Source organism: Thioalkalivibrio sp. ALE30 (assembly GCF_000377465.1).
Classification (GTDB): Bacteria; Pseudomonadota; Gammaproteobacteria; order Ectothiorhodospirales; family Ectothiorhodospiraceae; genus Thioalkalivibrio.
Map to the genome: position 1 here is coordinate 625,832 of NZ_KB898168.1, position 16,327 is coordinate 642,158.

The 16,327-nt window shown below is 67.7% G+C and carries 17 protein-coding genes; 6 read left to right on the forward strand and 11 right to left on the reverse strand.

Annotated elements, in window-relative coordinates; genetic code table 11:
* Positions 1-6 precede the first annotated feature (6 nt).
* Genes D107_RS0102835 through D107_RS0102845 form a run of 3 tightly spaced genes read right to left on the reverse strand, consistent with a single transcriptional unit; the run spans position 7 to position 1,785 of the window.
* Complete coding sequence (locus D107_RS0102835) at positions 7-219, reverse strand: hypothetical protein (RefSeq protein ID WP_018867357.1); 213 nt, start codon at positions 217-219, stop codon at positions 7-9.
* Positions 207-986, reverse strand: coding sequence for a type III pantothenate kinase (locus D107_RS0102840; protein WP_018880731.1), 780 nt, complete (start codon positions 984-986; stop codon positions 207-209). The genes D107_RS0102835 and D107_RS0102840 overlap by 13 nt, the downstream gene beginning before the upstream one ends.
* A complete protein-coding gene (locus D107_RS0102845; protein WP_026280729.1) occupies positions 979-1,785 on the reverse strand; it encodes a biotin--[acetyl-CoA-carboxylase] ligase in 807 nt (268 codons plus the stop codon). Before D107_RS0102845 ends, D107_RS0102840 begins: the two co-directional genes overlap by 8 nt.
* 143 nt (positions 1,786-1,928) lie before the next feature.
* On the opposite strand from D107_RS0102845, the gene D107_RS0102850 reads away from it, so the two are divergent.
* Positions 1,929-2,648: a lytic transglycosylase domain-containing protein gene (locus D107_RS0102850; RefSeq protein WP_018867354.1), complete on the forward strand. Its 720-nt coding sequence runs from the start codon at positions 1,929-1,931 to the stop codon at positions 2,646-2,648.
* A gap of 1 nt (position 2,649) precedes the next feature.
* Here the strand turns inward: D107_RS0102850 and D107_RS0102855 are convergent, their stop codons facing one another.
* Both D107_RS0102855 and D107_RS0102860 read right to left on the reverse strand, forming a co-directional pair.
* Positions 2,650-2,970, reverse strand: coding sequence for a DUF2007 domain-containing protein (locus D107_RS0102855; RefSeq protein ID WP_081618691.1), 321 nt, complete (start codon positions 2,968-2,970; stop codon positions 2,650-2,652).
* A gap of 48 nt (positions 2,971-3,018) precedes the next feature.
* A complete protein-coding gene (locus tag D107_RS0102860) occupies positions 3,019-3,636 on the reverse strand; it encodes a hypothetical protein (protein WP_018867352.1) in 618 nt (205 codons plus the stop codon).
* Positions 3,637-3,814: 178 nt separating this feature from the next.
* Between D107_RS0102860 and ppk1 the strand changes: the two genes are divergently transcribed.
* Positions 3,815-5,899 carry a polyphosphate kinase 1 gene (gene ppk1 / locus D107_RS0102865; RefSeq protein ID WP_018878993.1) on the forward strand — a complete coding sequence of 695 codons (2,085 nt, stop codon included), beginning with the start codon at positions 3,815-3,817 and terminating at the stop codon, positions 5,897-5,899.
* Positions 5,900-6,027: 128 nt separating this feature from the next.
* Positions 6,028-7,239, forward strand: coding sequence for a response regulator (locus D107_RS0102870; RefSeq protein WP_018880733.1), 1,212 nt, complete (start codon positions 6,028-6,030; stop codon positions 7,237-7,239).
* A 284-nt stretch (positions 7,240-7,523) separates the two neighbouring features.
* Here the strand turns inward: D107_RS0102870 and D107_RS0102875 are convergent, their stop codons facing one another.
* The 4 genes from D107_RS0102875 to egtD are packed head-to-tail and all read right to left on the reverse strand — an operon-like array spanning position 7,524 to position 11,183.
* Entirely contained in the window at positions 7,524-8,114 is a 591-nt protein-coding gene (locus D107_RS0102875; protein WP_018867349.1) for a hypothetical protein, read from the reverse strand.
* Positions 8,115-8,140: 26 nt separating this feature from the next.
* Positions 8,141-9,640 (reverse strand): exopolyphosphatase, encoded by a 1,500-nt coding sequence (gene ppx, locus D107_RS0102880; RefSeq protein WP_018880734.1) that lies wholly within the window; start codon positions 9,638-9,640, stop codon positions 8,141-8,143.
* A gap of 2 nt (positions 9,641-9,642) precedes the next feature.
* Positions 9,643-10,155: a histidine phosphatase family protein gene (locus D107_RS0102885; RefSeq protein WP_018876812.1), complete on the reverse strand. Its 513-nt coding sequence runs from the start codon at positions 10,153-10,155 to the stop codon at positions 9,643-9,645.
* Between the two features lie 5 nt (positions 10,156-10,160).
* Complete coding sequence (egtD, locus tag D107_RS0102890) at positions 10,161-11,183, reverse strand: L-histidine N(alpha)-methyltransferase (protein ID WP_018880735.1); 1,023 nt, start codon at positions 11,181-11,183, stop codon at positions 10,161-10,163.
* 83 nt (positions 11,184-11,266) lie between these two features.
* Between egtD and egtC the strand changes: the two genes are divergently transcribed.
* Genes egtC through D107_RS0102905 form a run of 3 tightly spaced genes read left to right on the forward strand, consistent with a single transcriptional unit; the run spans position 11,267 to position 14,012 of the window.
* Positions 11,267-12,049: an ergothioneine biosynthesis protein EgtC gene (gene egtC, locus D107_RS0102895; RefSeq protein ID WP_018867345.1), complete on the forward strand. Its 783-nt coding sequence runs from the start codon at positions 11,267-11,269 to the stop codon at positions 12,047-12,049.
* Positions 12,050-12,064: 15 nt separating this feature from the next.
* Positions 12,065-13,249 carry an SUMF1/EgtB/PvdO family nonheme iron enzyme gene (locus tag D107_RS0102900; RefSeq protein WP_018880736.1) on the forward strand — a complete coding sequence of 395 codons (1,185 nt, stop codon included), beginning with the start codon at positions 12,065-12,067 and terminating at the stop codon, positions 13,247-13,249.
* Positions 13,250-13,259: 10 nt separating this feature from the next.
* A complete protein-coding gene (locus tag D107_RS0102905; RefSeq protein ID WP_018880737.1) occupies positions 13,260-14,012 on the forward strand; it encodes an SIMPL domain-containing protein in 753 nt (250 codons plus the stop codon).
* 286 nt (positions 14,013-14,298) lie between these two features.
* On the opposite strand, the gene D107_RS0102910 is transcribed toward D107_RS0102905, so the two are convergent.
* Positions 14,299-14,988: a hypothetical protein gene (locus D107_RS0102910; RefSeq protein WP_018867342.1), complete on the reverse strand. Its 690-nt coding sequence runs from the start codon at positions 14,986-14,988 to the stop codon at positions 14,299-14,301.
* Between the two features lie 76 nt (positions 14,989-15,064).
* A complete protein-coding gene (gene flgL / locus D107_RS0102915) occupies positions 15,065-16,321 on the reverse strand; it encodes a flagellar hook-associated protein FlgL (RefSeq protein WP_018876816.1) in 1,257 nt (418 codons plus the stop codon).
* Positions 16,322-16,327: the final 6 nt, after the last annotated feature.

The window sequence follows — 16,327 nt, forward strand, 5'->3', positions numbered from 1 at the left end:
GCCTCGTCACTCGGTCGCCTCCTCGGCGACCCCTTCCCCTGCCGGCGCGCCACTGGGTTCCGGCCATTCCAGCCGGACATCCAGCAACTCCACCGTGCCCCGGTCGCGCTCCAGGGGCGGTACGTCGGCGTAGGGGTCCGGATCCAGCCGGCCGTCGTGCCACACCCACACGAAGTACCCCAGGTTCAGCAGCGCGAGCGCCAGGATTAGCCAGCGCATCCGGCATCCTCCGCGAGCGACAGGGCCCATAGCCCGTCCAGAACCAGGTTGGGCACGATCCGAGATTCCTCGCGCAACAGCGGCGCCAGCCAGTAGGCATCCCCGCCGGTCAGCCAGCAGGGGGCCTCCTCGCCCAGCACGTCGCGGGAGCGCGCGATCAGCCCGTCCAGTGCCCCGGCCAGCCCCAGACCCCAGCCACGCTCCAGCGCATCCGCACTGTTCAGCCCGGGCGACGGGTCAAGGTCCTCGGGCCACTGCGTCGCCTCGCGCGGCGCGATACGATCGGCCAGACGGGGCTGCAGCGCCTCCCAGCCGAGCTGGCGCCCCGGCAGTATGTAGCCGCCTGCATGACACCCGCCCGCCTGCAACACGTCGACGGTGACCGCGGTTCCGGCATCCACCAGGATGACCGGCATATCGCCAACGGCCCGCGCCGCGACCAGCGCGCAGTACCGGTCCACCCCCAGCTGGCCGGCTGCGTAGTCGGTCCGCAGGCCGTTCGGCCCGGCAGCCGCAACCCGGACCGCGTGGACCGAGGCCGCCAGCCCGGCGCTGTCCAATTCCTCGGCGAACGCCGCCCCGCGATCACCCGCCACCCGCGAGACCCATACGGCGTCGATGGTCGAGTCCTGCGTCATGGATGCAAGGGCGCGGGCGCAGCCCGCGGGCTCCCGGGCCGCGCCGGAGCCCAGCACGTCGCCATCCCGGCTGCGCACCTGCCATTTGACCCGGGTACTGCCGATATCCACCAGCGCAACGTCAGACATGTTCACGACTCCGTACCGAAACCTCGCCCGAGTGCAGATACCGCACCGATCCGTCCGCGAACGCCGCCACCAGGCAGCCGCTGGCCGGATCGATCCCCTGCGCCCGGGCCTGCGCTCCATCGTCCAGCAGCTCGATGGCCTGCCCCCGCAACAGATCGAGCCGCTCCAGCTCGGACTCCAGCGGGGCCACGCCCTCGCGCACCATAACGGGATGCAGGCGGCAAAGCCGGTCGACCACCCGCGCGGCCAGTTCCAGGCCGTCCGGCGCCCCACCCGGACAATGACTGGCGAGATCGGTGACCGCGCGGTCCAGTTCCAGTGTATCTGCGGCCTCGCGATTCATCCCGATCCCGGCGACCAGCCGGCCCGGCCGCTCCCGGCCCGGCGCCCGCTGCTCCATCAGGATCCCGCCGAGCTTGGCGCCCTGGATCATCAGGTCATTGGGCCACTTGAGCCGCACGGACTCCAGACCCAGCCCCTCCAGGGCCTGGATTACCCCGATCCCCACACCCACCGGATAGGCGGGCGGCACCGGGCCCCGCGCGATGGGCCACGCCAGCGACAGAGCGAGGCTCGCCCCGGGCCGCGACTGCCAGATCCGGCCCCGCCGGCCGCGGCCCGCGGTCTGGGTATGTGCCACGCAGACACGCGGTCGCTCATCGTCCGTGGCAGCCGCCTCCAGGAGATAGCGGTTGGTCGAATCGACCGATTCCAGGACCTCGACCCAAGGTGCGTCGACGTCGCTGCCCGCCAGCAGGCCGTCGACGCGCTCTTTCAACCATGCACTTTCCGGCGCCATAATGCAGACTGTGAATGAAGTCTCGGTCATCGGGATCGGTACTCGGCCAGGGGGCACAGGGGTTGGATACCAGGGATACGCGGGGGAAAGCCAGGCACCATGGTAAGCATTCCGTCCGGACGGCGCTGGGGCTGCTGGTACTGGTGGCAGGGCTGGTCGCGGGCGGAACCAGCGCGGACGAGCTGTACAGCTACCGCGATGCCTCCGGTGCCCGCGTCCTGACCGACGAACGGCCCCAGGGTATCCCGTACGAAACCATCCGCTCGCCCGCGAGCACGGGTACACGGACGCCTTCCACCGGCGGAGACTGGTCTCCCAGCCAGATCTTCGTGTTCGAGGGCCCGGGCGGTGACCGCCTGGTCACCAACCAGCACCGGCAAGACAACGGCATGGAACTGGTCGCCACCTACGGCCGCCCCACCGCGCGCGCCCGCTGCGGCGAGCGCGCCCGCCAGGCGCTGGCCACCGGTGGTGGCGAGTTCGCGGACCTCATTCGTACGGCCGCCACTCGCAAGGGCCTCGACCCTGCGCTGGTCCAGTCGGTCATTCACGTGGAATCCTGCTTCGATCCGCAGGCGGTCTCGCGGGTGGGCGCCCACGGCCTGATGCAGCTGATGCCCGCGACCGCGGCCGATCTCGGGGTCACCGACCGTTTCGATCCGGCCCAGAACATCAACGGCGGCACACGCTATCTGGCCGCCATGCTCGAGCGTTTCGAGGGCAACCTGGATCTCGCCCTGGCCGCCTACAACGCCGGCCCCGGCGCGGTGGAGCGCCACGGCGGCGTCCCGCCGTTCCGCGAGACGCAGACCTACATCCAGCGCATCCGCTCGCAGTACACCGGCAACGGGCGGCCGAACTGACTCAGACTTTGGGCTTGTCGCGCCCGCAGTTCCAGCACTGGGTGAACTGCGGCTCGATCACCTCGCCGCAGCGCGGGCACTTCCAGTCCCGGCCGTCGTGTTCCGGCTCGCCCTCCAGATACTCCAGTATCAGGGCTCGCGCCTCCTCGGCCTGCTCCTCGTGCACCACCATGATGCGCGCCCAGGTCTCGGTTGGCGGGACCTCCCCCGCCGCGCCCATGAGCCCCGCCTGGTTCACGTACGCCGGGATGCCGGCCTCTTTCAGCAGGTCCTCGATGAACCCGGCCATCACGGGGTCGGCGGCGGAATAGACAGTCCTCATGGCCGCGACCGTAGCACGCGCGGCAAATCCGACGCAGCGGGCCTACCCCTACTGCACCGTGCCCTGATTGGCCGCCTGGAAGTACTCCATCGCCTTCTGGATCGCGAAGAACGGGGCTTCCTCGAGCGCGGTGCGGGTATGCGGCAGGTTGATGTCCGCGTGGTACTTGCGCATGGCCAGGACATGGATCGGCAGCTCGCGCGCGAACATCGGGTTCTCGAAGTTGAAGTACTGGCCCAGCCCCAGCACCAGATCCTGGCGCTCGTCGGCCGTCAGGCTCTCCGGGGACACCCGGACATCCGGGAGCTGCCCGGCCTGGCCGTCGACCGATACCACCACCTGGCGATCCCCGTCGGCCGCGGCCGGCACGGAATCTCCGTTCACCAGCTGCAGGTTCTCCGACAGGTCCAGGTACCCCTTGGACAGGATATGCCCATGCGGCTGGAACACCTTGCTGGACATGTTGACCGCCCAGAGTTCCATGGTCTCCTTGAGGTCCTGGGCCGCCTGCACCTCGCCCAGGGCGAACAACTGCTGGGCGTAGACGATATCCCACACCCAGACCTGGCCGTATTCGGGCAGCTCGCCCTCGACGGCCAGCGAGACCTTGCGCAGCTCGGGCTGCGATTCGTCGCGCGCATGCAGTGTCAGGGTAAATTCGGCCAAGGGAGTTCTCCTTACGGCAGCGCCACTCGCGCTGCATGATCAAGGCCCGGATTATAGTCGCCTGTGCCCACCCGCCGCAGTTCAGGCACGCAGCCCGGGGGCTTCGCCGCCAGGACGTTCACGGAACTGACATAATGCCGTCATAGACTCGCGGGTCCATTCCTGCCGCGAGTCGTGCATGCCGGATGCCGACGTGACCCAGACCGATCTGTTCCTCAATCGCGAGCTGTCCCTGCTGGAATTCAACCGTCGGGTGCTCGCGATCGCCCAGGACCCCGCCTTCCCGCTACTCGAACGCCTGCGCTATCTGAGTATCTCCTCCACCAACCTGGACGAGTTCTTCGAGGTCCGCGTGGGCTCGCTGCGCCAGCAGGTCGAGCTGAACGTGCAGGCCCCCGGTCCGGACGGCCTTTCCGCCGCCGAGCAGCTTCGCCAGATCGCCCCGCGCGCGCACGACCTGGTCGAGGAGCAGTACCGCACCCTGAACGATGAACTGATCCCGGCACTGGCGGCCGAGGGCATCCACTTCGTGCGTCGCACCCACTGGAGCTCCGCGCAGCAGGAATGGGTGCTGCAGTATTTCCGCGAACAGCTGCAGCCGGTCCTGACCCCGATCGGCCTGGACCCGGCGCATCCCTTTCCGCGCATCCTGAACAAGAGCCTGAACTTCATCGTCACGCTCAAGGGCAAGGACGCCTTCGGCCGCGAGTCCGGCCGCGCCGTGGTACAGGCACCGCGTTCTCTCCCGCGTCTGGTGCGCCTCCCGAGGGAGGTCGCCAGCGGCGACAACGATTTCGTCCTGCTGTCGTCCATCCTGCACGCCCATGTTGACGAGCTGTTCCGCGGGATGAAGGTGACCGGCTGCTACCAGTTCCGGCTGACCCGCAACTCCGACCTGTTCGTGCAGGAAGAGGAGATCGACGACCTCCTGAACGCCCTGGAGGGCGAACTGCCCCAGCGCAACTACGGCGCCGGCGTGCGGCTGGAGGTCGCGGACAACTGCCCGCAGGAGGTCGCCGATTTCCTCCTGCAGCAGTTCCATCTGGACCCCGACGACCTGTATCAGGTCACCGGCCTCGTGAACCTGAACCGGCTGATGGCGGTGCACGAACTGGTCGACCGCCCGGACCTCAAGTTCCCGCCCCTGGTCCCGGCCCTGCCTCGCGTGGACGCCAGCGGCAGCGGCATCTTCGCCTGCATCCGCGAGCAGGAGCTATTGCTGCATCATCCGTACCAGTCGTTCATGCCGGTGGTGGATTTCCTGCGCCAGGCCGCGGCCGACCCGCGGGTACTGGCCATCAAGCAGACCCTGTACCGCACGGGCACCCGCTCGCCCCTGGTCGAGACCCTGATCGAGGCGGCGCAGGCCGGCAAGGAGGTCACTGTCGTGATCGAGCTGCGGGCGCGCTTCGACGAGGCCGACAACATCGAGCTGGCCAACCGCATGCAGGATGCCGGGGTGCATGTGACCTACGGCGTGGTCGGCTACAAGACCCACGCCAAGCTTGCCCTGGTGGTGCGCCGGGATGGCGACCAGATTACCCGCTACGCCCACCTCGGCACCGGCAACTATCACTCCGGCACTGCCAAGGCCTACACCGATTTCGGCCTGCTGACGGCCGACCCCGTGCTGACCGAGGACGTCCACCGTGTGTTTCTCCAGCTGACCGGGCTCGGCAAGGTGACCCGGCTGCGCCAGCTCATCCAGGCCCCCTTCCGCCTGCACGACGCGATGCAGGAGAAGATCGAGCGCGAGATCGAGAACCACCGGGCCGGCAAACCGGCGCGCATCGTCGCGCGCATGAACTCCCTGAACGAGGCCACCATCATCCAGGCCCTGTACCAGGCCTCGCAGGCCGGTGTGCCCATCCAGCTGATCGTGCGCGGCATCTGCAGCCTGCGCCCCGGGGTCCCCGGCATATCGGAAACCATCGAGGTGCGCTCGGTACTGGGCCGCTTCCTCGAACACTCGCGGGTGTTCTACTTCGAGAACGCCGGCAACCCCGAGGTGTTCCTTTCCAGCGCCGACTGGATGCCGCGCAACTTCTTCCGCCGCGTCGAGGTGGCTTTCCCGGTGCGCGACCCGGAGCTGCGCGACCGCGTGGCCGAGGAATCCCTGTTCAACTACCTGCGCGACACCGCCACCGCCTGGTCCCTGCAACCGGACGGCAGCTACACCCGCATTCGGCCCGCAGACGACCAGGCCCCCTACTCCGCACAGGAGGTCCTGGCGGCCCGGCTGGCGGGGTCTACCGCCGGCTGACGCGACACCCATGGCCGGCGCGGGGCACCCGGTCGTGGGACTTCGCCGGTCCCCGCTTGACCCCATCCTTCGGACAACCGAACCTGAAGGTCACAACCTCCCTGTGCGCGCGAGCATCCGGACCCCCTATGAAGATCCTGATACTGGAAGACGAAGATCTCATGGCGGATCTCCTGAAGACGCTCGTTCGCGGCCTTTATCCCAATTCCGACATCTTCCACGCGCGCTCCATTACCGAGGCCCTGCGACGTTGGCGCGAGACACACCACGACCTCGTGCTGTCGGACCTGTCGCTGCCCGACGGGAACGGGCTGGACTTCCTGCGACGGGCGGCTATCGATGGCCGCGTCACGCCCATCGTCATCATCACCGCGAACCCGGAGCGTAAGAGTGTCCAGCGCGCCGCTCGCTACGGCGTCCGGGGTTTTATCTCCAAGCCCTTCGAGGCGGAACTGGTGCATGACCGTCTGCAAGCGATACTGGCTACGGGAGCGACTACCGCCGAGTCCCGCGAAGAAGCCGAGGGCGAGCCGGAGGCGCCCGCCCTGGAAAACGCCCTGCAACAGGCCGAATCCGGTGAGCTGAGACTGCCTACACCGATCGATCTTGACGCACTGCGGGAATTGAGGGCGCGGGCCGACACACTCTCGCTGTCCGAACTGGAGAAGGCCTGGCAGGACATTCCATCCCTGGTCACGCGCCTGATCGATGCATCCAACGGCAGTGCTCTGAGGCGCACCGACACCCCCAATACCTCGCTACGCGACGCCCTGCAGGTTCTGGGCATCCCCACCGCCCTGAATCTGGCAATGGCCATGGCCCTCGATCTCACCACCACACTTCAAGACCCCAACCTCCAGAGCCGCGCCCGGCATTACCAGGAACAGAGCGAGCGCATGGCCCACCAGGCCGCGGCCCTGGGTCGCAGCCTGCGGGCGGACGCCAGCCTTTGCTTTACCGCCGGACTGATGCATCGCCTGGGCGAGCTCGCGGTCATCGCCACGGCACAGCGCTGCGTCCTTCAGGGCTGCACCCTCGACCCAGCCGCCCTGGATACGGCGCTTGCGGGGGACTGGCCCGCTCGAATGGCCGTAGCGCTGAAGTCGCGTCTGCGCCTTTCTCTCCCGTTAAAGCAGATGATTGGGGCCGCCCACGGCTTCGGTCTGGGCAGCGGCCACATTCATCTCCCCATCATGCGCACCGCCTTCTTGCTGACCAATGGGGCGGCGGACTCCGCCGAATGCCAGAAGCTACTGGGGCGCCTTGGTCTGTCGGACCAGGACACAACAGGCGACATACCCGCTCAGCAGGTCTCGCTCCAGAGAAATGCTGATGGGTGAACACGCTCGCGTGGGTACCCCGAGCCCCCGAGGCAGGGGTCACACAGCCGTTAGCGCCTCCACCCCCGTTCTATAAACCCTCGGGGCGCAATGCAGGGTCGGGGAACCTGGAGTACAAGCCCCAAACGTGAGTGAATACAGGGGCACATGCGCCGCACACCATCGGGCCGCACACGCGTGCGGCACCCTCCCGGAACCGAGGCGCTCCTGAACCCAATCCTCTTGTTCCCGATGCAGAGGGTCGCTGGGTTCCCTACCCGTTCACAACACACCCGGTAAGCGCCTCAGCTCCCGCGGTTTTTTGTATCCGCTTCACTTTGACGCTCGGAGCGCGGCACATCATGCAGTCCGCCCAGCAGGGTGACCTCGGCGTCGCCATGACGCAGCAGGTCCTGCAACAGCACCACGATCCCGGCCACGCAGAGGAACAGCCCGAAGTTCAGTCCGATCGACTGCACATGGCGGAGCACAAAGAAGAACTCCGCCTCCTGCGCCGGAATCCACAGGATCGGCGCCATCACCCCCAGCAACGCCACGAATGCATACACCATGAAACGGATGAAGTGCACCGGTACCCGCCGTATGCTCAGGCCGTACACAATGGTGGCCACGATCAGCACACTCGCCGTCGCCTGAACCGCGATCATGGCCCGGTCGGTGATGAACACGTACCGGCCCTCCTCGTAGGTGGCTTCGCTGAGCCCGCCGAACATGGCCACCAGCAGGGCGTTTCCGACCACATACACCAGACTGAGCAGGAAGGGCAGTGCCAGCAACCGGTTGTGCCGCATCAACCGGAACCCCGTAGCCGACCACCAGATGCCGATCCACAACGGCACCGACAGTACATAGATCCAGACCACCAGCGTCAGCATTGCATCCATCCTTTCCGAATCCGCCGTCAGGCGTACTCGAGTTGCAGTGCGTGGCGGGCCCATTCCTCGCGCTCGGCGTCGAGGTCGGCCCGTGTCAGGGGATGGGCATCCAGCCATCCCGTCGCAAAGCTCAGTGCGAGGCCGTCCGTCGTCGCCTCGATACGCTCCAGCGGCACCGGATCGGGTGCCCGCGAGCGATGCAGCAGCACGGCCAGGCGCAACAGCACCGCCATATACCGGAAGGCGCCCGCACGATCCTCACGCACATCGCCCAGAAGCTTGGGTTTCAGGCTCCGCCGGTGCAGGCGTACCAGCAGTGCAAGCTCCGCCTGCTCCGGCTGCGAGAACCCGGGCAGGTCGGCCCATGTGAGGATGTATTCACCGTGCTTGTGGTACTTGCTGTGGGCCAGGGCGAGGCCGATCTCGTGCAGCTCGGCAGCCCAGTCCAGACGCTCGGCGTCGTCCCCGTCCAGCCCCCAGGCCGAGCGCACCGCGGTGACCAGGCGTGCCACCGTGGCCTGGACGCGCTCGGCCTGGGCCGGGTCCACCGCAAAGCGCCGGCGCAGATGATGAATGGTGCGCCCGCGCACGTCCTCGTGCCGGAAGCGCCCCAGCAGGTCATGCACCACTCCCTCGCGCAGCGCCCCGTCGGAGGGATGCAGGCGCTCGATGCCCAGCGCCTCGAACACGCCCAGCAGGACCGCCAGTCCGCCGGCGATGACCGGCGCCCGCTCTGCCGCCAGGCCGGGGAACTCCAGCCCGTCGATCGAGCCCTGCTCGATCAGTGCGTCCCGCAGCCGCTCGAGGGCCTGCCGGTCCATGCCCGGCGCCGGGTCCAGGCCCGACTCCTGCACCATGCGGTCCAGCGCGAGGATCGTGCCCGAGGCCCCGAGTGCCTGATCCCATCCCTCGGCCCGGTAGGCGCTGGCAATCGGCTGCAGTTCCTGCTCCGCTCGCAGCCGGGCGGCATCGAAGGCCTTGCGACTCAGCTTGCCGTCGGCGAAGAAGCGCCGGGTAAAGGTCACACACCCCATCTCGAGGCTCTCGGCCAGGACCGGCTCGAAGCGTTCCCCGATAATGAACTCGGTGCTGCCGCCGCCGATATCCATCACCAGGCGCCGGCCACTGTCATCCGCCAGCGTGTGGGCCACGCCGAGGTAGATCAGCCGTGCCTCCTCGCGCCCGGCGATGACCTCCACCGGATGTCCGAGGGCCTGCTCCGCCGACCGCAGAAAGGCCCGGCTGTCATGCATCTGGCGCAGCGTGTTGGTCCCAACGACCCGCACATGACCGCGCGGCAGCTGACGCAGCCGCTGGCCGAAACGATCCAGGCAGTCCAAAGCCCGCTGGGCGACCTCCGGATCCAGCTGTCCCTGATCGTCGAGGCCGCTGGCAAGCCGCACCATCTCCTTGAGCCGGTCCACCTTCAGGACCTCGCCATCCTGGCGCCGAGCCACGATCATGTGAAAGCTGTTGGATCCCAGATCGACGGCCGCAACCGTCTCCGTATGGTGGGCCTCCTGCATGCCTAATGCGCCTCCCCATCGGCCAGCCGTTCGAGGACCCGCCGCGGGAGGTGCCAGACAAGGCGCATCGGCCCCGGCAGCGAACCCGCCAGCCCGCAGGCATCGCCCTTGCCCATATGCACCAGACTCCGCCCCCCGGGCGCGCCCAGCAGGCAGCTGGCCAGGAGCGACAGGTCGGGCTCGTGGCCCACCAGCACCAACCCGCCGTTCGCCGGCAGGTTCCGGGCCAGGGCCTCGACCTCCAGCCCGGCGGGTTGTCCCGGAGCCAGCCATTTCTTCTGCCGCACCGGTACATCCAGCGCCTGGGAAAGGGGGATCGCCGTCTGTCGGGCGCGCAGATAGGGGCTGCACAGGAGCTCCACGGAAGCCGGCAGCAGATCGCCCAGCGCCTGGGCCATGCGCACCGCGCTGACCTGCCCCTTTGCGGTCAGCGGCCGGTCACGATCGGCCCCGTCCCAGTCGCCGGGATTACCGGCCTGGGCATGCCGCACCAGCACCAGCCGCGCTTCCCGCATGCCGATCAGGCCGCCCCGGGCCGCAGCAGGAACAGGGAATACCAGTCCTCGGGCGCCGACCACTCGGCCTCGTGTTCCAGCCCCGCCGCCGCCAGCAGACCATCGACCGCCTCGCGGCTGAACTTGCGCGAGATCTCGGTGCGGATGATCTCGCCTGCCGCGATCTCCAGGCGAGCCTCGGGCTCCGAGACCTGCACGACCTGGTCGCGACGCGCCACCAGGTGCATCTCGATCCGCGAATGCTCTTCCACGAAGGGCGCGCGGTGATCGAACCCCTCGGGGTCGAAATCCGCCCCCAGCTCGGTATTCAGCACCGACAGCAGATTCAGATTGAACGCCGCGGTGACCCCCGCCGCATCGTTGTAGGCCGCCTCCAGCACCGGACGCGGCTTGACCCGGTCCAGCCCCAGCAACAGGCGATCCTCCGCATTCATGGTCGCGCGGATCCGGGTCAGCAGGGCGGCGGCCTCTGGGTCCTCGAAATTCCCCAGACTGCTGCCGAGAAAGGCGAACAGTCGGGGACCGTCGCCACGCGCGCCGGCGACCTCGCCCAGGTGGCCCAGGGCCGCCGCGTAGTCGCCGCACAGGCTGTCCACCCGCAGTTGATCGAAGCGCTGCAAGAGCCGCTCGCCCGCCTCGTCCAGGATCTCGCTACACACGTCATTGGCGACGTAATGGGGCGCCGCCAGGCGCCGCTCCAGGGCGGCCAGCAGGTATTCGGTCTTGCGCGAGGTCCCGCTGCCCAGCTCGAACAGCGTCCGGGCGCCGGATGCCTCCACGATCGCATCGGCATGACGCTCCAGGAGCTCGGCCTCCAGGCGGGTCGGGTAGTATTCCGGCGTGTCGCAAATCGCATCGAACAGCTGCGAACCCCGTGCATCGTAGAAGTACTTCGGCGGCAGGGATCGCGGTGGCTCGAGCATCCCCGCGCGGAAATCGGCCAGTAACTCGGCGTGGGCATCGCGTTCTTCCACCACCCGGCGGCTGTAACGGGAGGAAACGGGTACAGCGCAGGCGTCGGCGGACATGCGGGCTTCCGTATCAAGAGGGTTTGCGGCACGCTAGCATGAAACCACCGACGTCCCAACTGCCCCCAGGGAAGCCCGGATCAATGTGCCGACACCTCGCTTATCTGGGTCCTCCGATCACGCTGCGCAGCCTGATCCTGGATCCCCCCCACAACCTGATCGAACAGGCCATGGCGCCCCAGGAACTGGTGTACGCGCGGGTCAATGCCGATGGCTTCGGCTTCGGCTGGTTCGGGGCCGGGGGCATGGCGCGCCATTACCGCCGAGCCGACCCGCTCTGGCAGGATCCCAATCTGGAAGATCTGGCCAGCGACATGACCCAGCCCCTCTGGATCGCGGCCATCCGCAGCGCGACCCCCGGCTTCGGGGGCGACTCGGTCAATGCCCAGCCGTTCGCCCGGGACGGCCTGCTGTACAGCCACAACGGCCTGATCAGCCGGTTCCGGCCGGATGTGCGGCGGCAGATCCAGAACATCCTCAGCCACGAGATCGAAGCCAGCATCGAGGGCACAACCGACTCGGAACACCTGTTCGCGCTGGTGCGGCAGTACCTGGCCGATGACGAGAACGCCACGCTGGAAGGCGCCCTCGGCGAGGCGTTCTCGACCATCGAGGCCTGGCTGGGCACCGATACCGCCCTGCTGAACGTGATCCTGTCCGACGGGCGCCGCATCATCGCCAGCCGCCACGCGATCAACGCGCCCTGCCCCAGCCTCTACTACACCACCGATGACGAGACATTCCCCGAGGACAGCGTAGTCGTGGCATCGGAACCGCTGACGGATCGCGAGCGCTGGCGCCCGGTGCCATCCGGCCACCTGCTGATCCTGGATCCCGACGAACCGCCGGAACTCCTGGCCTTGTAACGCGCTCCACCGGATATGAACGCCGTCCATCCGCTGTCGAACGCCTCCGAACCGGGCCTCATGGAGTGCCTGTCCGTCCAGCACGACCGCCTGAACGCGGCGCTTCTCGCCACCCCGGAACACGAATGGCGCAATCAATACCACCCGGACCTCAGCCCCATGGGATGGCATTACGCCCATTGCCATTTTATCGAGGCGGTCTGGCTGCACGAACGGATTTTGGGTGAGCCGCCGCCCGCACGGCGGGATTGGCACGACCTGTATTTCCCCGAGCAAAGCCCGAAATGGCGCCGCGGCGGGCGGCTCCCGCCCCGCCACTCGCTGCTCGAGTGGGGCCGGGCATGTCAGCAGCACCACCTGGAGCTTTTGCGCGCCCACCCGGAGGTGCGCCGCCATCCCCTGCTTGAAAACGACTACCTGACCGGTTTCCTCGCGCAGCACCACGCGATGCATCTGGAGAGTCTCGAACAGGTGCGCTGGTTTGCCCGCCTGCAACACCCCGAAGCCGGCCCTGTCCAAACCTCCGAAACCGCGCACCGGCCTTGCAACGACTGGATCGAGTGCCCGGGGGGCGAACACATCGCCGGCAGCGATTCCATCACCGCCTTCGACAACGAGCGCGGCCGACACACCGTGCGGCTCGCGCCCCACGCCATCCGTGCACACCCCGTCACCAACGCCGAGGTCGCGGCCTTCATCGAGGCCGACGGGTATCACCCCGGCCCTCACTGGGACGAATCCGGCCGGGCGTGGCTGGAACGGACGGGGGTCACCGCCCCGCTGGGCTGGGGGCGCCGGTCCGACGGCACACGAGTCCAGACCCTGCCGGGCGGCACCCAGCGGCTCGAGCCCCGGGCACCCGCCGTCGGCCTCTCCTGGTTCGAGGCCACGGCCTACGCGCGCTGGGTTGGCGCCCGCCTGCCCCACGAACACGAGTGGGAGCATGCCGCGCAGGCCGGTTGGCTAGCCGGTACAGGGCAGGTCTGGGAATGGTGTGCGAACCCCTTTCAACCCTACCCGGGTTTCCGGCCCTACCCCTATGATGAATACTCCCTGCCCTGGTTCGACGGGAAGCACTACGTCCTGCGCGGCGGCAGTGCCTGGAGCGACCCGCTGCTCACCCGGACGACCCTGCGCAATTTCTTCACTCCCGATAAACGCCACGTATTCGCCGGCATCCGCCTGGCCCGCGACCTCTAAGGAAACACCCATGCGACCGAACCACATCCCACTTGCCCACCGGACATCCTGGCTCGTCGCCGGCCTCGCCGTACTTGCACTGGCAATCCCCGGGGCCGCTGTTGGCGGCGATGGCGCCACGACGCTTTCCCTGACCGGCAAGACCGAACGCCAGGTCGCGAACGATCACATGACCGTGCTGATGCAGACCGAGGCGCGCGCGCCGGAAGCCGCTACTGCCGCGGATGCCGTCAACCGGAACATGGAGGCGGCCCTGGAACGCGCGGGCGAACACGATGTCGTCGAGGCCCGCACCATTGGCTATTCGACCCGCCCCATCTACGACGCCGACGACCGCAGCCGCATCAACGCCTGGCAGGTCCAGCAGAACCTGGAACTGACCAGCGGCGACTTCGACCGCCTGGGCGAACTGGTGGGAACCCTCCAGCGGCACGACCTCACGGTGAGTCAGATCCGTTTTTCCCTGAGCCCCGAGGCCCGCGAGGAACACCGCGAGGCCATGATCGAAGAGGCCATGGACGACCTGAAGGATCAGGCGCGCGTCATCGCCCGCTCACTGGGCGCCACGCACCTGCGTGTTCTGGAAGTGGAACTGCCGGATGACTCCTACAGTGGCCCGCAGCCGATGATGGCCATGCGGGCGATGGACGAATCCGCCAGCCAGCCGGCGCTAGAGGCCGGGCACTCCACCCTGAGCCTCAGCGTACGCGGCCGCCTGCAGGCCCTTGGTGCCGAAACCCTGCGCGTCGGCCCCGCCCGGTAACCCACGGCACCTGCCGCAAGGTGCCGCGAGGCGATTCCAAACCGCGCCTCACCGAGAGCCCTTGCGCCGAAACGTCATCACGGCCGGAGCGCAGCGCAGAGCCGGGATCGCCAGTTCCCTGCCCCAGGCCTTTCCCAGTCCATCGTTGCAGATCCCGGATAACCGCTTCGCGGCTTCCGGGGTGACACAGCGCGGCGGCATCGCGTGTGACCTTGGGAGGTCCCGCGCACCGTCCAGAACAGGCCGTCGGCCCGGGGACGGATGCATGACTCCACAAGGCACTCCCTCAGCGGGCGAGCTCCAGGGCCAGCTCGCCGTCGCGCACCTCGATGGATTCGATGCCGGCGCGCAGTTGCTGGAAGGGCTCCAGCCCCAGCAGATCCTCGTCCTTGAGCCCGCCAAGCCAGGCATCCGGCAGCGGGATCCCGGCAACGCTGACGCCCACCAGCCGCGCGTGCACCTGGCCCTCTTCCGTACCAAAGCGAACGCCCGAGCGCACATTAAGGACGCGTCCGCCCAGAAGGGGGATATCCGGCGGCACATCGATGCGCACCCGCGTGCTCACCTGTCCCGGCGTCAGGCGGATCGCCACCCGCCCGGCCAGGTCCGGGTCCTGCGCGATCAGCGCATTCAGCTCGCGTTCGCTGAATTGCACCACCCGGGCCTCGGCGCGTTCCTCGTAGAGTTCGGGGACCAGCGGCTCGGCTTCGGCGTCGAGATCGATGATCGGATCGCCTGGTGCGCTATCGGGGCGGGGCTCCGCATCGCGCGGACCCAACGCCCGCAGCTTGGCCTCCAGCTCCGCCTGCTCCTCGACATTCAGGGTCACCGGCTTGGGCTCGCCCGACTGCAGGTGGATGACACCCCAGAACCCCGCCCACAGCGCGGCCAGGATCAGCAGGACGATCAGATAGCGCGGGGGCCGCCCGGTGGAACGGTACTGGATGGGCGCGGAGGGTTCGTTGTTCTTGGCCATGCCGGAGTCTCGCAGATCACAATGGCGTCATGGTCGCACAAAGGCGCGACCATGATCCGCACGGCCGGGGCATGGATCAGAGGAAGTCGAACAGCGACAGGCGGTTCACCTGGGTATAGGTCTGCTGCGCGGCCTGAAGGGCCACCTGCTGCTGGTTGAAGCGGCTGATGGCCTCGGCATAGTCCAGATCGCGGATCTCGGAGACCGCGCTGTTCAGGTCCACCAGGCGGTCCTCGTTCAGGTCCTTCTGCTGATCGAAGCTCTTCAGCCGCGAGCCGACCTCGGCCCGGATGTCGCTGAAGTTGCCCAGCACCGCATCCAGGTCGGCCAGTGCCGTGTTGCTGGCGGTCGCAAGATTGGCCCGGCTGGTGCCGCTGGCACCGCCCTCTTCCAGCGCCGCGATAATCGCGTCCAGCGTCTCGAACACGCTCTTGTTTTCGGCGGCGCGGGACAAGACCTGATCCCCAGCCTGGGGTGTGCCACTGAGGGTGATACTCCGCCCCTCAAAAAGGACCGCCTCACCGGCCACAAAAGGCCGATCTTCCATCGAATTCCCGGAATTGTCTTCGGCGAACTGGGTATCTCCATTCTCATCTACATAGGTGATGGAAAACTGGACGTTCCCGCCGGCGTCTTCAGAGAATTCAATCGTGTAGTCGCGCTCATCCAGTGCACCAACGTCGCTTACACCGGTTTGCTCCACAACAAGAGTACTGCCGGGTTCCCGATTGAGCACCTCGGCCCCGACCCGCCCGTCGTTCTCCGGAATATCCATGAACACCCGCGCACCGGTATCGCCCACCGGCACCTTGCGGTTGGCCGAGATTGCGACCTCGCGGACGCTGCCCGTACCCTCGGCCCCCTCATAGCGCACCGCGCCCGTGCCATCCTGCTGGAAGGGCTGCTGCAAGGACTTCGTCCCGGCGAAGAGGTATTCGCCGTTGGGATCCTTGGTGTTGGCGATGTCGAACAGGCCCTCTCGTAACTGACGCAGTTCGCCGGCCAGATAGCTGCGGGTCTCGTTGGTCTGGGAATCGTTGTTGCCGGCCACCACCAGTTCGCGCGCCCGCTGCAGCAGATCCGTCCCGCTTTGCAGGGCCGATTCCTCCTGCTGCAGGCGTGGTTGGGTGTTGTCGATATTGCGCTGGTACTGTTTGGTGGCCTGGATGATGCGTTCGAACTGGTTGACCTGGGTGGCCCCGCTCGGGTCATCGGAGGGGCTCAGGATGCGCTCGCCGCGACCCATCTGCAGCGAGGTCCGGTTCAGCTCCGTCTGGCCCCGCTGGATCTGGTCGATCCCGGTCTGGAAGATCTGGGTGGTCGAGATGCGCATGTCCGT

Excerpts from the sequence above, each read along its gene's own strand:
- D107_RS0102835 (WP_018867357.1), bottom strand. The coding sequence starts at position 219 with ATGCGCTGGCTAATCCTGGCGCTCGCGCTGCTGAACCTGGGGTACTTC.
- D107_RS0102840 (WP_018880731.1), bottom strand. The coding sequence starts at position 986 with ATGTCTGACGTTGCGCTGGTGGATATCGGCAGTACCCGGGTCAAATGG.
- D107_RS0102845 (WP_026280729.1), bottom strand. The coding sequence starts at position 1,785 with ATGGCGCCGGAAAGTGCATGGTTGAAAGAGCGCGTCGACGGCCTGCTG.
- D107_RS0102855 (WP_081618691.1), bottom strand. The coding sequence starts at position 2,970 with ATGAGGACTGTCTATTCCGCCGCCGACCCCGTGATGGCCGGGTTCATC.
- ppk1 (WP_018878993.1), top strand. The coding sequence starts at position 3,815 with ATGCCGGATGCCGACGTGACCCAGACCGATCTGTTCCTCAATCGCGAG.
- D107_RS0102870 (WP_018880733.1), top strand. The coding sequence starts at position 6,028 with ATGAAGATCCTGATACTGGAAGACGAAGATCTCATGGCGGATCTCCTG.
- D107_RS0102875 (WP_018867349.1), bottom strand. The coding sequence starts at position 8,114 with ATGCTGACGCTGGTGGTCTGGATCTATGTACTGTCGGTGCCGTTGTGG.
- ppx (WP_018880734.1), bottom strand. The coding sequence starts at position 9,640 with ATGCAGGAGGCCCACCATACGGAGACGGTTGCGGCCGTCGATCTGGGA.
- D107_RS0102885 (WP_018876812.1), bottom strand. The coding sequence starts at position 10,155 with ATGCGGGAAGCGCGGCTGGTGCTGGTGCGGCATGCCCAGGCCGGTAAT.
- egtD (WP_018880735.1), bottom strand. The coding sequence starts at position 11,183 with ATGTCCGCCGACGCCTGCGCTGTACCCGTTTCCTCCCGTTACAGCCGC.
- egtC (WP_018867345.1), top strand. The coding sequence starts at position 11,267 with ATGTGCCGACACCTCGCTTATCTGGGTCCTCCGATCACGCTGCGCAGC.
- D107_RS0102900 (WP_018880736.1), top strand. The coding sequence starts at position 12,065 with ATGAACGCCGTCCATCCGCTGTCGAACGCCTCCGAACCGGGCCTCATG.
- D107_RS0102905 (WP_018880737.1), top strand. The coding sequence starts at position 13,260 with ATGCGACCGAACCACATCCCACTTGCCCACCGGACATCCTGGCTCGTC.
- D107_RS0102910 (WP_018867342.1), bottom strand. The coding sequence starts at position 14,988 with ATGGCCAAGAACAACGAACCCTCCGCGCCCATCCAGTACCGTTCCACC.
- flgL (WP_018876816.1), bottom strand. The coding sequence starts at position 16,321 with ATGCGCATCTCGACCACCCAGATCTTCCAGACCGGGATCGACCAGATC.